8 protein-coding genes and 6 pseudogenes are annotated in these 13,849 nt (G+C 66.6%); 10 read left to right on the plus strand and 4 right to left on the minus strand.

The genetic code is table 11. The features are described from left to right. The first annotated feature begins 8 nt into the window (after positions 1-8). Positions 9-2,002 (plus strand): annotated as a pseudogene (rpoD, locus tag DPM13_RS17010) (RNA polymerase sigma factor RpoD). A 63-nt stretch (positions 2,003-2,065) separates the two neighbouring features. Here rpoD and DPM13_RS17015 read toward each other — a convergent pair. Continuing rightward, positions 2,066-2,614, minus strand: a complete 549-nt coding sequence (locus DPM13_RS17015) for an NADPH-dependent FMN reductase (protein ID WP_112888469.1) — start codon at positions 2,612-2,614, stop codon at positions 2,066-2,068. A gap of 200 nt (positions 2,615-2,814) precedes the next feature. On the opposite strand from DPM13_RS17015, the gene rmuC reads away from it, so the two are divergent. From rmuC to DPM13_RS17045, 6 genes and pseudogenes are all read left to right on the plus strand, one after another. Then, positions 2,815-4,230, plus strand: coding sequence for a DNA recombination protein RmuC (rmuC, locus tag DPM13_RS17020; RefSeq protein ID WP_223252125.1), 1,416 nt, complete (start codon positions 2,815-2,817; stop codon positions 4,228-4,230). Further along, the gene (locus DPM13_RS17025; protein ID WP_112888471.1) at positions 4,227-4,652 is read left to right on the plus strand and encodes a secondary thiamine-phosphate synthase enzyme YjbQ; all 426 of its coding nucleotides are present in this window, start codon (positions 4,227-4,229) and stop codon (positions 4,650-4,652) included. Before rmuC ends, DPM13_RS17025 begins: the two co-directional genes overlap by 4 nt. 97 nt (positions 4,653-4,749) lie before the next feature. Then, a pseudogene (locus tag DPM13_RS17030) lies at positions 4,750-5,610 on the plus strand (ABC transporter permease). Next, positions 5,607-6,412, plus strand: a pseudogene (locus tag DPM13_RS17035) (ABC transporter permease). Before DPM13_RS17030 ends, DPM13_RS17035 begins: the two co-directional pseudogenes overlap by 4 nt. Further along, positions 6,409-7,563, plus strand: a complete 1,155-nt coding sequence (locus tag DPM13_RS17040; RefSeq protein ID WP_051578352.1) for an ABC transporter ATP-binding protein — start codon at positions 6,409-6,411, stop codon at positions 7,561-7,563. The pseudogene DPM13_RS17035 and the gene DPM13_RS17040 overlap by 4 nt, the downstream one beginning before the upstream one ends. Positions 7,564-7,660: 97 nt before the next feature. Further along, positions 7,661-8,107, plus strand: coding sequence for a pore-forming ESAT-6 family protein (locus DPM13_RS17045; protein WP_036763929.1), 447 nt, complete (start codon positions 7,661-7,663; stop codon positions 8,105-8,107). A gap of 69 nt (positions 8,108-8,176) precedes the next feature. Here the strand turns inward: DPM13_RS17045 and DPM13_RS17050 are convergent, their stop codons facing one another. Next, positions 8,177-8,518 carry an MmcQ/YjbR family DNA-binding protein gene (locus DPM13_RS17050; RefSeq protein WP_028721059.1) on the minus strand — a complete coding sequence of 114 codons (342 nt, stop codon included), beginning with the start codon at positions 8,516-8,518 and terminating at the stop codon, positions 8,177-8,179. 153 nt (positions 8,519-8,671) lie between these two features. Between DPM13_RS17050 and cysS the strand changes: the two are divergent. From cysS to DPM13_RS24110, 3 genes and pseudogenes are all read left to right on the plus strand, one after another. Beyond that, a pseudogene (cysS, locus tag DPM13_RS17055) lies at positions 8,672-10,046 on the plus strand (cysteine--tRNA ligase). Between the two features lie 16 nt (positions 10,047-10,062). Beyond that, the gene (gene cimA / locus DPM13_RS17060; protein ID WP_112888472.1) at positions 10,063-11,676 is read left to right on the plus strand and encodes a citramalate synthase; all 1,614 of its coding nucleotides are present in this window, start codon (positions 10,063-10,065) and stop codon (positions 11,674-11,676) included. A gap of 87 nt (positions 11,677-11,763) precedes the next feature. Further along, on the plus strand, positions 11,764-12,108 hold the full coding sequence (locus tag DPM13_RS24110) for a squalene/phytoene synthase family protein (protein ID WP_262983172.1): 345 nt from the start codon (positions 11,764-11,766) through the stop codon (positions 12,106-12,108). Between the two features lie 453 nt (positions 12,109-12,561). On the opposite strand, the pseudogene eno reads toward DPM13_RS24110, so the two are convergent. Both eno and DPM13_RS25395 read right to left on the minus strand, forming a co-directional pair. Beyond that, a pseudogene (gene eno / locus DPM13_RS17070) lies at positions 12,562-13,718 on the minus strand (phosphopyruvate hydratase); the annotation flags it as partial. Further along, positions 13,707-13,838: pseudogene (locus DPM13_RS25395) on the minus strand (IS3 family transposase); the annotation flags it as partial. The pseudogenes DPM13_RS25395 and eno, both read right to left, overlap by 12 nt. Between the last annotated feature and the right edge of the window lie 11 nt (positions 13,839-13,849).

The raw sequence follows: 13,849 nt of genomic DNA on the forward strand, positions 1-13,849 counted from the left end.
GAGCCAGCATGGCAGCCAACGACGACGACCAGAAGCCCGACAGCAAGGACGAGGATCATTCGCTGGACATGAGCCAGGCGGCGGTCAAGCGCATGATCGCCGAGGGGCGCGAGCGTGGCTTTATCACCTATGACCAGCTGAACGCCGTCCTGCCGCCCGAACAGGTCAGTTCGGACCAGATCGAGGATGTGATGTCCATGCTTTCCGAGATGGACATCCGGGTCGTCGAGAACGACGAAGAGGCCGAGGATTCTGAAAGCGCGGGCGAGGTCGCGACCACGGGCTCGGGGTCGCGCGAGGTGGCGCTGGCCACCACCGAAACCGAAAAGCTGGACCGCACGGACGATCCGGTGCGCATGTACCTGCGCGAGATGGGTTCGGTCGAGCTGCTGTCGCGCGAGGGCGAAATCGCCATCGCCAAGCGGATCGAGGCCGGGCGCAACACGATGATCGCGGGCCTGTGCGAAAGCCCGCTGACCTTCCGTGCTATCACGCTGTGGCGCCAGGAGCTTCTGGACGAAGACATCCTGCTGCGCGACGTGATCGACCTGGAAACCACCTTCGGCCGCGCCATGGACGACGAGGGCGAGGACGAGGACGTGCTGGTCCCCGAGGAGACCCCGCGCAGCGAGACCGCCGCCGCAGCCCCCGCGCGCGAGGAAGAGGAGCTTGACGCCGACGGCAACCCCATCGGCCGTACCGAAGACGACGAAGAGGACGACGAGGGTCACAACCTGTCGCTCTCTGCGATGGAAGCCTCGCTGAAGCCCAAGGTTCTGGAAACGCTTGAGGCGATTGCCCAGGGCTACGAGGAACTGGCGCACATGCAGGACAACCGCATGTCCGCCACGCTGAACGAGGATGGCACCTTCTCGGCCAAGGACGAGCTGGCCTATCAGGTCCTGCGCTCGCGCATCGTCGGGCTGGTCAACGAGTTGCACCTGCACAACAACCGGATCGAGGCGCTGGTCGACCAGATCTATGGCATCAACCGCTCGATCGCGACCATCGACTCGGGCTGGTGAAACTGGCCGATGCGGCGCGCATCAACCGGCGCGAGTTCATCGACGCCTATCGCGGGGCCGAGCTGGATCCGACCTGGATCGACCGCATGTCGGCCAACAAGGGGCGCGGCTGGCAGGCGCTGTTCGAAAAATCGCGCCGCCAGGTCGAGGAACTGCGCGCCGAGATGGCGATGATTTCCCAACGCGTCGGCGTCGACATCGAGGAATTCCGCCGCATCGTGAACCAGGTCCAGCGCGGCGAGAAGGAGGCGCGCCAGGCCAAGAAGGAAATGGTTGAGGCGAACCTGCGGCTGGTCATCTCGATTGCCAAGAAATACACGAACAGGGGCCTGCAATTCCTTGATCTTATTCAAGAAGGCAATATTGGCCTGATGAAGGCCGTGGACAAGTTCGAATACCGCCGCGGCTACAAGTTCTCGACCTATGCGACCTGGTGGATTCGCCAGGCGATCACCCGGTCCATCGCCGACCAAGCCCGCACGATCCGCATCCCGGTCCACATGATCGAGACGATCAACAAGCTGGTCCGCACCGGCCGCCAGATGCTGCACGAGATCGGCCGCGAACCCACCCCGGAAGAACTGGCCGAAAAGCTGCAGATGCCGCTGGAAAAGGTCCGCAAGGTGATGAAGATCGCCAAGGAGCCGATCAGCCTCGAAACCCCGATCGGGGACGAGGAGGACAGCCAGCTGGGCGATTTCATCGAGGACAAGAATGCCGTGCTGCCGCTGGACAGCGCCATTCAGGAAAACCTCAAGGAAACCACCACCCGCGTGCTGGCCAGCCTGACCCCGCGCGAGGAGCGGGTGCTGCGCATGCGCTTCGGCATCGGCATGAACACCGACCACACGCTGGAAGAGGTCGGCCAGCAGTTCAGCGTCACCCGCGAACGCATCCGCCAGATCGAGGCCAAGGCGCTGCGCAAGCTGAAGCACCCCTCGCGGTCGCGCAAGCTGCGGTCGTTCCTGGATCAGTAGGGGGCTGAATCCCCAAGGCCGGAAAGCAAAACCCCCGCCGGATGGCGGGGGTTTTCGTTGGCCTCAGCCGTGCTTTTCGATCCAGTCGGCCAGCGCGTTCACGAAGCCTTTCAGGAACTCGGCGGTCTTTTCGTCGGTTACGCTGCCATCCTCGGCATAGGCGTCATCCTTCCACTGGATATAGGCTTCGGGCTGGCTCATCACGATCGCGCCGACATGCAGCAGATCGTTTTTCAGATGGCCCTGTGCCATCGCGGCGCCGATTGCGCCCGGCGAGGTGCCGGTGACGGCCGCGGGCTTGCCGCTCCAGGAGTTGTCGCCCCAGGGACGGGTGCCCCAGTCCAGCGCGTTCTTGATGACGCCGGGATAGGTGCGGTTGTATTCCGGCGTGACCACCAGCACCCCGTCGGCCTGCTTCAGCGTTTCCTTGAACTCAAGGACCGGGGCGGGCGGGCTGTCCCACAACTCGTCATTGTAGTGGGGCAGCGCGCCGATGTTCAGCTCGGTAAAGGTCAGCCGGCCCTCGGCCAGCGTCTCGAGCGCCTTCGCAAGCTTGCGGTTCAGCGACTGCTGGCGCAGCGATCCGACGAGAAGGGCGACGGTCTTGGTCATGGGAACTCTCCTGATTGGTGATCGGGTCCGGCCAATAGCTATGGCCGGATCGGGAAAGTTGTAAGTGGAGTTCGTCTTGCATTTTCGGGGCAAAAGGGGAACAGTCGGCGCAAGCCGGAACGGACCGGCAGGCACAAAAGGCGGGCAGGACGGTGCTTCAGGACCAAATTCTTCAATCTTGGATGACAGATACGGGGAATTTGCAGATTCTTTCGATGCTGTTCCTGGGTCTGTTCCTGGCGGCGGTTGTTGCGCTGTGGCGAACGCGGCGTTCTGCCGCTGCGGCCGCGGCGGCCGGTGCGGAACGCGAGGCCGCGCTGCGCGCCCGGATCGAGGCCGATCAGGACGGCCTGCGCGACCAGTTGCTGATCGCCGGCAGGCTGGAAACCCGGGCCGAGGCCTTGTCGCAGCGCATCGGCGAACTGGCCGAGGAACGCGACGGCCGAGGATGCGTTGCACCGCAACGCCATGCCCGTGCCGAGGTCGCGCGGATGGCCGAGACCCGGCTTGCAGCACAGCAGGACAGCGAGACGGCCGAGCGCGATATCGCCACCCTGCGCGAATTGCGCGAGGAGATGACCCGCCAGTTCCGGCTTATGGCGAACGAAACCCTGCGCAGCCAGGGGGCCGAGATGCAAAAGGCCCATGGCGAGCAGCTTTCCGCCCTGCTGACGCCGTTCCGTGAACAGGTCAACCGCTTTCAGACCGAGCTTCAGACCCGCAACAAGGCCACGGACGAGGAACGCGCCCGGCTGAAGGAACAGATCGAATACCTGCACAAGCGGTCCGAGCAGATCTCGGCCGAGGCGGTGGCGCTGACCCGCGCGCTCAAGGGCGACAGCCAGAAGCGCGGCGCCTGGGGCGAGATGATCCTGGAGCGTATCCTTGAGGATTCAGGCCTGATCGCGGGTACGCATTATATCGCCCAGGCCAGCCACACCGATGCCGACGGCCGGCGCTGGCGGCCCGACGTTATCGTGAAGATGCCGCAGAAGAAGCTGCTGGTGGTGGACAGCAAGGTCTCGCTCAATGCCTATGAGGAGGCGGTGAACGCGGACGACCTGGCGCTGCGCGAGGCGGCCTTGCGGCGGCATGTCGCCTCGGTCCGGGGGCATGTGCAGCAACTGGCAGCCAAGGGCTATCAGGCGCTGGACGATGCGGGCGATCACGGCGGCACGGTGGATTACGTTCTGATGTTCATCCCCATCGAGGGCGCCTTTTCCGAGGCGCTGCGGGTCGATCCCGACCTGGCCCGCTTTGCCATGGAAAACCGCGTGGGCCTGGCCACGCCCACGACCCTGATGCTGACGCTGCGCACTGTGGACCATATCTGGACGGTCGAGCGGCGCGAATCGAACGCCATGCAGATCGCCGCGCGGGCGGGCCAGCTCTACGACAAGCTGCATGGATTCGTGTCCTCGATGGAGGATGTCGGCACCGCGCTGGAGCGGGCGCAGAAAAGCCATGCGACCGCGCTTGACCGGCTGACGCGGGGGTCGGGCAACGTGATCCGGCAGGCCGAGATGCTGCGCGAACTGGGTGCGCGCACGCAAAAGCGGCTTGCGCTGGACCACGACGGCGCACGTCTTGAACTGCCCGACGCGGCCGCCGAATGACCTTGCTGCGCCTGACCGTGCAGACCGGCGGGCCCGGCTGCCACGACATCACGGATCGCATCGCCGGATGGCTGGGCGAGATCGCTGCGGCAGAGGGCGTGGTCACGGTGTTCCTGCGCCACACCTCGGCCTCTCTGCTGATCCAGGAAAATGCCGATCCCGACGTGCAGCGCGATCTGCTGGCCTGGCTTGACCGTCTGGCACCGCCGGCCGATGCGCCCTCGATGGGCTGGATCACCCACCGCGCAGAGGGGCCCGACGACATGCCGGCCCACATCAAGGCGGCGGTCCTGCCCACCAGCCTGCAGATTCCGGTCGCAGGCGGGCGGATGGTCCTGGGAACCTGGCAAGGGATCTATCTGGTGGAACACCGCCGTGCGCCCCATTGGCGCGAGGTCGTGGCCAAGTTTCAGGCAGGTTGACGATTGCGGGTGCCCAAACCCAGAAAACGTCTTTCCCTTAACCGGATGTTATGAAAACTTGCGCAACAAACGGGCAGGCTTTGGGCAAGGGCAGGGCATGGCTTCATCGAACCGATCGCAGACGGTCCAGGGCCTCACCCTGATCGCGCCGCCCTTGGGCTATGCCGTCCTGGTCATGGCCGCGCCGCTGCTGACGATCCTGGCCTATTCCTTTCTCAAGGACGGCTATCTGACGGTCATCCGCGAATTCACGCTGGAAAACTATCGCGCGGTCTGGGCCGACCCGATCTTTCACAAGATCATGCTGCGGTCGCTGGGCGTCGCGGCGCTGGTCACCCTGGTCACGGTCGTGCTGGCCTTTCCGGTGCTATTTCCTCAGCTTCGTGGTGGCGCCCGGAAAGAGTCGCTTGGCTTTTCCTGATCACCATCCGTTGGACCAGACCTGATCCGGGTTTTCCTGTGGAAGGTGATCCTGGGCTATAACGGCGTCATCAATTCGGGGCTGAAATCGCTGGGCATCATCGAGCAGCCGCTGACCTTCATCCTGTACAACGTCAATTCGATGGTCATCACCCTGGCCCATGCCTATGCGCCCTTCGCCATCCTGCCGATCTATATCGCGCTGGAAAAGATCGACCGCTCGCTGCTGGAAGCCGGGCGCGACCTGGGCGAAAGCCGAGCCATGACCTTCTGGCGCGTGACGCTGCCGCTGGCCATGCCGGGCGTGGTGGCGGCGGCGCTGATCGTCTTCATCCCGACCATCGGGGATTACGTCACCCCGGCCCTGATCGGGGGTGGCAAGATCCCGATGATCGCCAACATGATCCAGGCGCAGATGCTGGACCTGGACAACAGGCCCATGGGCTCGGCCCTGGCGGTGACGGCGATGCTGATCGTCGCGGTGCTCAGCCTGCTCTTCGTGGCGCTGAACCGGCGCTTCCTGAAGGTGCGGGCATGAAGGGCGGCACGGGCCTGCGCGCCTATGCGCTGATCTATCTGCTGTTCCTTTACGCGCCGATCCTGCTTTTGCCGATCTTTGCGTTCAATTCGGGCACCATCATCGCCTTTCCGCTGAAGGGCTTCACGACCGAATGGTTTGCGCAGATGGTCGGCAATGCCTCGCTGCGCAAGGCGCTGACGAACTCGCTGGTCATCGCGGTCAGCGCCTCTGTCCTGGCGACCTGCCTGGGCGTCTTTGCGGCCCGCGCCTCGACCCGGTCCAGTTTCCCGGCAAGGCGATCATGTGGCTGATCATGCTGCCGCTGGTCCTGCCCGAGATCATCGTCTCGATCTCGCTTCTGGTGGTGCTGCTGTCTCTGGGCGTCAAGCTGTCGATCCTGACGGTGATCCTGGGCCACACGCTGATCTGCATGCCCTATGCGACGGTGATCCTGTCCACCGCCTTCAACTCGCTCGACCGCTCGCTCGAAGAGGCGGCCTATGACCTGGGCGAAACCCGGATCAGCGCGTTCCGGCTGGTGATCCTGCCGCTGGTCATGCCGGGGATCATATCCTCGCTGCTGATGAGCTTCACGATCAGCCTGGACGAATTCATCATCGCCTTCTTCCTGGCCGGGAACGAGCCGACCTTGCCGACCTACATCTTCAGCCAACTGCGCTTTCCCAAGCAGATCCCGATGATCATGGCGCTGGGTACGGTGCTGGTGGTCATGTCGAACCTGCTGCTGACCATTGCCGAATATTTCCGCCGTCGCGGCATCGCGAAGACCGGCGCCAAGGATACCGGAGGCTTCGTATGAGCACCCAGACCAGTTCCGCCGCCCATCGCGCCCGCACGGCCACCGCCCGACCGATGATCGAATGTCGGGGGGTGCAGAAATACTATGGCGATTATCACGCGCTGCGTGGCATCGACCTGACCATCCGCGCGGGCGAGTTCTTTTCCCTGCTGGGCCCGTCGGGCTGCGGCAAGACGACGCTTTTGCGCACCATCGCCGGGTTCGAGGAGATCAGCGACGGCGTCGTGCTGATCGACGGGCAGGACATGCAGAACGTGCCGGCGAACCGGCGGCCGACGAACATGGTGTTCCAGTCCTATGCCATCTTTCCGCATCTGACCGTGGCCGAAAACGTAGGCTTCGGCCTGCGCCGCGACCCCCGCTCGCGCGCCGAAAAGGCGGCGGCGGTCGAAGAGGCGTTGGCCATGGTCGGGCTTGCGGGCTATGGCGGGCGGGCCAGCCACGCCCTGTCCGGGGGCCAGCGCCAGCGCGTCGCCCTGGCCCGGGCGCTGATCCTGAAGCCCAAGGTGCTGCTGCTGGACGAGCCGCTGTCGGCCCTGGATCGCAAGATGCGCGAGCAGATGCAGGTCGAGCTGATCAAGCTGCAGCGCCAGGTCGGCATCACCTTCGTCCTTGTCACCCACGATCAGGAGGAGGCGCTGGTCATGTCCGACCGCATCGCCGTCATGTTCGAGGGGCAGATCGCCCAGCTTGACGGGCCCGAGGCGCTTTATGCCCGCCCCTCCAGCCGGCGCGTCGCGAATTTCATCGGGGTGATGAACTTCCTGCCGGCGCGGATCCTGGGCGAAACGGCCGCCGGAGTCGAGGTCGAGGTGTCAGGCCTTGGCCGGGCCGAGATACCGGCGGCCAACATCAGCCATTCGGACCCCGGGGACGAGGGCCCTTCGGTCGGCTTCCGCCCCGAGGCGGTGTCGCTGGTCGGCGCGGGCCAGCCGGTCGCGGGCCGCGCCACCCCCGGCGTCATCGACGAGGTCGTCTATTACGGCGACATGACTTATTACGACGTGCGGCTGGACGGCTCGGCCGGGTTCGATGGCACCGCGCGGCCCGTGCGGATCGCCATGCGCAATGTCTTTGGGCGCGAGGTGCAGGATGTCGGAACCCGCGCGAATGTGACCTGGTCCCCCGGCTCGCTGGTGCTTTTCCGCTGATTTCCAGGGACCTGCGCAGGTTCCTGCCGCCGTGCCGTTTGCAGGGCCGCGCGCGACGTGCCACCTTTGCCCCGCAATGCAACAGACGGAGATCGAGATGATCGCACGTTCCGCCATTCTGGCAACCCTTGCCGCCGCCGGCCTTGCCACGGCCGCCTTCGCGCAGGATGCAGCCGCCCCGGCGCCTGCCACCCCGGCGCCCGCCGCAACGGCCGAGGCGCCCGCAGCCCCCACCGCCGCCGATGCCGGCGCCGCCTATGAAAGCGCGCGCAACCAGCTTGGCGTGCTGACCTATTGCCAGGAAAAGGGCTTCATCAACGCCGAAGCGGTCGAGACGCAGAACAAGCTGTTGACCATGATCCCGCCCGGCGACACCGCCAAGGGCGACGCCGCCGAGGCCAAGGGCAAGGAAGGCACCGTATCCGCCATGGGGGTCGAACGGTCGCTGGCCGACGCCGCCAAAGAACAGAGCACGACCGAGGACGCGCTCTGCAAGCAGATGGACGCGCTGCTGAAGCAACTGGCGACGCAGGTGCCGAGCTGAGGCATCGGGCCGCTCCGGTCGCTCCGGGTGGCCTTGGGCCGGCGCCGTGGCGATGGCGGTGCCGGCCGCTTACAGCGGGGGCAGGGCGGCCTGCGCCTTTTTTGTCAGGCCGCCCCGCACCAGCCGATAGGAATGGCGAATGCGGTGCGCCAGCTCGTCCGGGGCGGCGTCCATCGGCATGGCGACCCAGCTTGCGTGCAGATAGGCCGCGCGCTCGGCGACGCCTGTTTCGATCAGGAAGGCGGCGGTTTCCGTGCTGTCCGTCTTGACCGAGACATGGCTGCCCGTCACCCCGATCAGGGCAAAGACCTTGCCGCCCACCTTCCAGCAATCATGCCCTCCGCCCCAAGGGTCCGACCATTCGGCCCCAGGCTGTGCAGCGCAGATTTCATTGACCAGTTCGCGGCTCATGACGCGAGTGTTGCAGCCTCTCTTGGCAGAGGCAAGGCGATGCGTTAAGCGAAGGCATGAACCGCCGCACCGCCACCAACTGCTGCATCATTACCGGCTGAAAAACAGGCGGGCGGATCATGGTGACCTGATGACGCCCGCAAAGGGGAAGTCATGGTCGAACTCAGGCTGACGAATACCAGGACCCGCGGAAAAGAGCCCTTCCGCCCGATCGACCCCGCCAATGTGCGGCTGTATTTGTGCGGGCCCACGGTCTATGACCACGCCCATCTGGGCAATGCGCGCCCCGTCGTGGTGATCGACGTGCTGGTGCGGGTGCTGGCAATGTCAATGGCGCGGCACGTGGCCTATGCCCGCAACCTGACGGATGTGGACGACAAGATCAACGCGCCGCCGGCGCGCCGAAGGCGGGTGCGCCTGGCAGCCTCGAGGATCTGATCCGCCGCGGACCGAGGAGACCATCGGCTGGTATCACGCCGACATGGACGCGCTGGGGGCGGCCCGCCCCGCCACGAGCCCGCGCGACCGACTACATCCCGCAGATGATCGCCATGATCCAGACGCTGATCGACGGCGGGCACGCCTATGCGCGGGACGGCCATGTGCTGTTCCGGGTGCGCTCCTATGCCGACTACGGCAAGCTGTCGGGGCGCTCGGTCGATGACATGATCGCCGGGGCCCGGGTCGAGGTCGCGCCCTTCAAGGAAGATCCGATGGATTTCGTCCTGTGGAAGCCCTCGGACGCCAACTGCCCGGTTGGGACAGCCCCTGGGGACGCGGCCGGCCGGGCTGGCATATCGAATGCTCGGCCATGTCGCAGGAACTGCTGGGCAAAGCTATCGACATCCACGCCGGCGGCATCGACCTGCAATTCCCGCACCATGAGAACGAGATCGCGCAAAGCTGCTGCGCCCATCCGCACGGCGAATTCGCCCGCGTCTGGCTGCACAACGAGATGCTGCAGGTCGAGGGCAAGAAGATGTCCAAGTCCCTGGGCAATTTCTTTACCGTCCGCGACCTGCTGGACCAGGGCATCCCGGGCGAGGTGATCCGCTTTGTCCTGCTGTCCACGCATTACCGCAAGCCGATGGACTGGACGGCCGAAAAGGCGCGCGAGGCCGAAGCGGTGCTGCGCAAGTGGCGCGGCCTGACCGTCGGAACCGACCCCGCGCCCAGCCCGTCCCCCGCTGTCATCGCCGCTCTGGCCGACGACCTGAACACGGCCGGCGCCATCGCGGCGTTGCACGACCTGGCCGGCAAGGGCGACGGGGCGGGCCTTCTGGCTTCGGCCCGTCTGCTGGGGCTGCTTGGCGAAGACCTGGGCGGGTGGGCACATGCCCCCGACCTGTCGGCCTGGGCGGGGCGCCTGGACGACCTGCGCGCGGCGGCCAAGGCATCCAAGGACTTCTCGGCGGTCGATGCGCTGAAGGCTGCCCTGCTGTCCGCCGGGGCCGAGGTGCGGATGGGGCCGGCCGGGGTCGAGCTAGTCCCCGGGCCCGATTTCGACGCCGCCAAACTTCCCCAGTAACGAAGCGAGCCAGCCCATGCGCCAGCGCCTTTCCCTGTACGACACCACGCTGCGCGACGGCCAGCAGACCCAGGGCGTGCAGTTCAGCGCCGCCGAAAAGGCCGAGATCGCGCTGATGCTGGACAGTCTGGGCGTCGACTATATCGAGGGCGGCTGGCCCGGCGCCAATCCGACCGACAGCGATTTCTTTGCCCAGGCCCCCGCGACGCGCGCCACCATGACTGCGTTCGGCATGACCAAGCGGGCGGGGCGCTCGGCCCAGAACGACGACGTGCTGGCGGCGGTGCTGGATGCGGGCACGCCGGCCGTCTGCCTGGTCGGCAAGACCCATCCGTTTCACGTCCGCGAGGCGCTGGGAATCACGCTGGAGGAGAACCTGGAAAATATCCGCGCCTCGGTCGCGCATCTGGTGGCCCAGGGCCGCGAGGCGCTGTTCGACGCCGAGCATTTCTTCGACGGCTACGCCGAGGACCCGGATTATGCGCTGGCCTGCCTGGATGCGGCGCTGGGGGCGGGCGCGCGCTGGCTGGTGCTGTGCGACACCAACGGCGGCACCCTGCCCGAACGGGTCGGCGCGGTCACGCGCGCGGTGATCGCCGCCGGCATCCCGGGCGAGCGGCTGGGCATCCATGCCCATGACGACACCGGCAATGCCGTGGCCTGCACGCTGGCCGCCGTCGATGCGGGCGCACGTCAGATCCAGGGCACGCTGAACGGGTTGGGTGAGCGGTGCGGCAACGCCAGCCTGACGACGCTGATCCCGACGCTGCTGCTGAAGGAACCCTATGCCACGGCCTATGACACCGGCGTGGCCGGGCTTTCCGACCTGACCCGCATCTCGCGCCGGCTGGACGAGATCCTGAACCGCGCCCCCCAGCGCGCCGCGCCCTATGTCGGGACGTCGGCCTTTGCGCACAAGGCGGGGCTGCACGCCAGCGCCATCCTGAAAAATCCCGCCACCTATGAACATGTCGACCCCGCGCTGGTCGGCAACGAACGCATCATCCCGATGTCGAATCAGGCCGGGCAGTCGAACCTGCGCGCGCGGCTGGCCGAGGCCGGGATCGAGGTCGGGCGCGACGATCCGGCGCTGGCCCGCATCCTGGACCTGGTCAAGGCGCGCGAGGATGCGGGCTATGCCTATGACGGCGCCCAGGCCAGTTTCGAACTGCTGGCCCTGGCCGAACTGGGTCGGTTGCAGCATTACTTCACCGTCGAGCGCTATCGTGTCACCGTCGAGCGGCGCAAGAACGCGCTGGGAAAGCGCATCTCGGTTTCCGAGGCGGTGGTGGTGGTCCACATCGGCGGCGAGCGGATGCTGTCGGTCAGCGAAAGCATGGACGACGAAGGGCAGGACCGCGGCCCGGTCAACGCGCTGTGGCGGGCGCTGGCCAAGGATCTTGGTCCTTACCAAAGGCATATCGACGACATGCATCTGGTCGATTTCCGCGTGCGCATCACCGGCGGCGGCACCGAGGCGGCGACGCGCGTCATCATCGACAGCGCCGACGGCCAGGGTCATCGCTGGTCCACGGTGGGCGTGTCGCCGAACATCGTCGACGCCAGTTTCGAGGCGCTGACCGAGGCGATCCGCTGGAAGCTGGTCCGCGACGGAGTGACCCCGGCATGAGCCTTGAGGACTGCGCCGAAACCCTGCGCGCGCGCGATCCGGAACGCTTTGCCATGTGCCTGCTGGCCGGCCGCGGCGCGGCCGCGATTGCTGACGCTTTACGCGCTGAACCTGGAGCTTGCGCGCGCGCCCCTGGCCTCGGCCGAGCCGCTGATCGCCGAGATGCGGCTGCAGTGGTGGATCGAGCGGCTGGAGGAGATCGGCGCAGGCGCGGTGCCCTCGCATGAGCTGCTGGGGCCGCTGGCCGGGGCCTGGGGCGCGCAGGCGGCGGGCTTTGCGGCATGGCCGAGGCGCGCCGGAGGGATGCGGCGCGCGAGCCGCATGAGGGGCCCGATGCCGTGGTGGCCTATGTGCGGCAGACGGCGGTGCCCTTGGCCCTGTTCGCGGCCGAGGCCCTGGGCGGCGAGCCTGCTGATGCTGGCGGTGAAATAGCTCCCCCGGAGCCCTCTGCGGGCGTTCGAACAAGAAAGAAGCACAGTGGGGCATTTGGATCGCCCAGCAGGCCGAGGTGGCTGGGACTTGCGGCCTGGCTGGCGGCCTAGCCCGCCTTGCAGGGCCTGGGCTGGGATTGCGGGACCCGTCGCCGCAGGTGCTGGCGGATCTGGCCGGGCGCGCGCGGGGGCGGCTGGGCGAGGCGCGGGCCGGGCGGCGCGCGGTGCAAGGCAGCTGGCGCCGGCGCTGTTTCCCAGCGCGGCCGTCGGCCCGGTGCTCGGGCGGCGCCGCAGGGCATCGACGCCTTGGCCGCGCTGCCTGGCCCGTCCGAGTTCCGCCGCAGGCTGGCCTGGGGGCGTTTGCGCTGACCCATCGCTGGTGGGTCTGCGCACCCGGACATGAAAAAGGGCGGCACCAGGGCCGCCCTTTTCCATCACTTGAGCCTGCGTTTAGCCGCGCGGATCGACGTCCCGGCAAGACGGCGGATGCGCCGAGCATTTCCTCGATCAATAGCTCCCTTGTGGCAACCGTCCATGCCAGCGAGCCGGTCTCTTCTGCCGATCCATCGCCACGGCTAGGTCGGCGATGGTGGCGTCCTCGGTCTCGCCCGAGCGGTGCGACATCACGCTGGTATAGCGGGCGCGGTCGGCCATGCGCACGGCGTCCAGCGTCTCGGTCAGGGTGCCGATCTGGTTGACCTTGACCAGCAGCGAGTTCGCGCAGCCCTTGGCGATGCCCTCGGCCAGGCGCTCGGGGTTGGTCACGAAGAGGTCGTCGCCGACCAGCTGCACGCGGTCGCCCAGCGTTTCGGTCAGCAGCTTCCAGCCGTCCCAGTCGTCTTCCGAGCAGCCGTCCTCGATCGACAGGATCGGGTAGTCGTTGCAGAGCGCTTCCAGGTAGGCGACGTTTTCGGAGGGCGTCAGGGACTTGCCCTCGCCCTTCATCTCGTATTTCCCGCCCTTGAAATACTCGGTCGAGGCGCAGTCGAGCGCCAGCATGATGTCGTCGCCGGGCGCGTAGCCGGCCTTTTCGATGGCCTTCAGGATGAAGTCGAGCGCGTCGCGGGTCGAGCTGAGGTTCGGCGCGAAGCCGCCCTCGTCGCCGACGCCGGTGGCAAGGCCCGCCGCCGAGAGTTCCTTCTTCAGCGTGTGGAACACCTCGGAGCCCATGCGCACGGCGTCGCGGATGTTCTCCGCCGAAACCGGCATGATCATGAATTCCTGGATGTCGATCGGGTTGTCGGCATGTTCGCCGCCGTTGATGATGTTCATCATCGGCACCGGCAGCACATGCGCGCCCGTGCCGCCGACATAGCGGTAAAGCGGCTGGGCGCTGGCCTCGGCGGCGGCCTTGGCCACGGCCAGCGATACGCCCAGGATGGCGTTGGCGCCCAGGCGACCCTTGTTCGGGGTGCCGTCCAGTTCGATCATGGCGCGGTCCAGGCCGATCTGGTCGGTCGCATCCTCGCCGATCAGGTTCTCGGCGATCTCGCCGTTGACGGCGTTGACGGCTTCCAGAACGCCCTTGCCCATGTAGCGCGCCTTGTCGCCGTCGCGCTTTTCGACCGCCTCATGCGCCCCCGTCGAGGCCCCCGAGGGAACCGTGCAGCGGGCGATGTCGCGCCCTTCGCGTCGCAACTGGTGCCAAACCTTACGCGCGCCATATCGGCCTCTGCTGCCGTCGAATATCTGCTTGATGGCGGTCATGTCCTTCCAGTCCTGCCTGGCCCGATCCGATGCAT

Origin of the sequence: Paracoccus mutanolyticus, assembly GCF_003285265.1 — a bacterium.
Classification (GTDB): domain Bacteria; phylum Pseudomonadota; class Alphaproteobacteria; order Rhodobacterales; family Rhodobacteraceae; genus Paracoccus; species Paracoccus yeei.

Excerpts from the sequence above, each read along its gene's own strand:
- cimA (WP_112888472.1), top strand. The coding sequence starts at position 10,063 with ATGCGCCAGCGCCTTTCCCTGTACGACACCACGCTGCGCGACGGCCAG.
- DPM13_RS17025 (WP_112888471.1), top strand. The coding sequence starts at position 4,227 with ATGACCTTGCTGCGCCTGACCGTGCAGACCGGCGGGCCCGGCTGCCAC.
- DPM13_RS17040 (WP_051578352.1), top strand. The coding sequence starts at position 6,409 with ATGAGCACCCAGACCAGTTCCGCCGCCCATCGCGCCCGCACGGCCACC.
- DPM13_RS17015 (WP_112888469.1), bottom strand. The coding sequence starts at position 2,614 with ATGACCAAGACCGTCGCCCTTCTCGTCGGATCGCTGCGCCAGCAGTCG.
- DPM13_RS17045 (WP_036763929.1), top strand. The coding sequence starts at position 7,661 with ATGATCGCACGTTCCGCCATTCTGGCAACCCTTGCCGCCGCCGGCCTT.
- DPM13_RS17050 (WP_028721059.1), bottom strand. The coding sequence starts at position 8,518 with ATGAGCCGCGAACTGGTCAATGAAATCTGCGCTGCACAGCCTGGGGCC.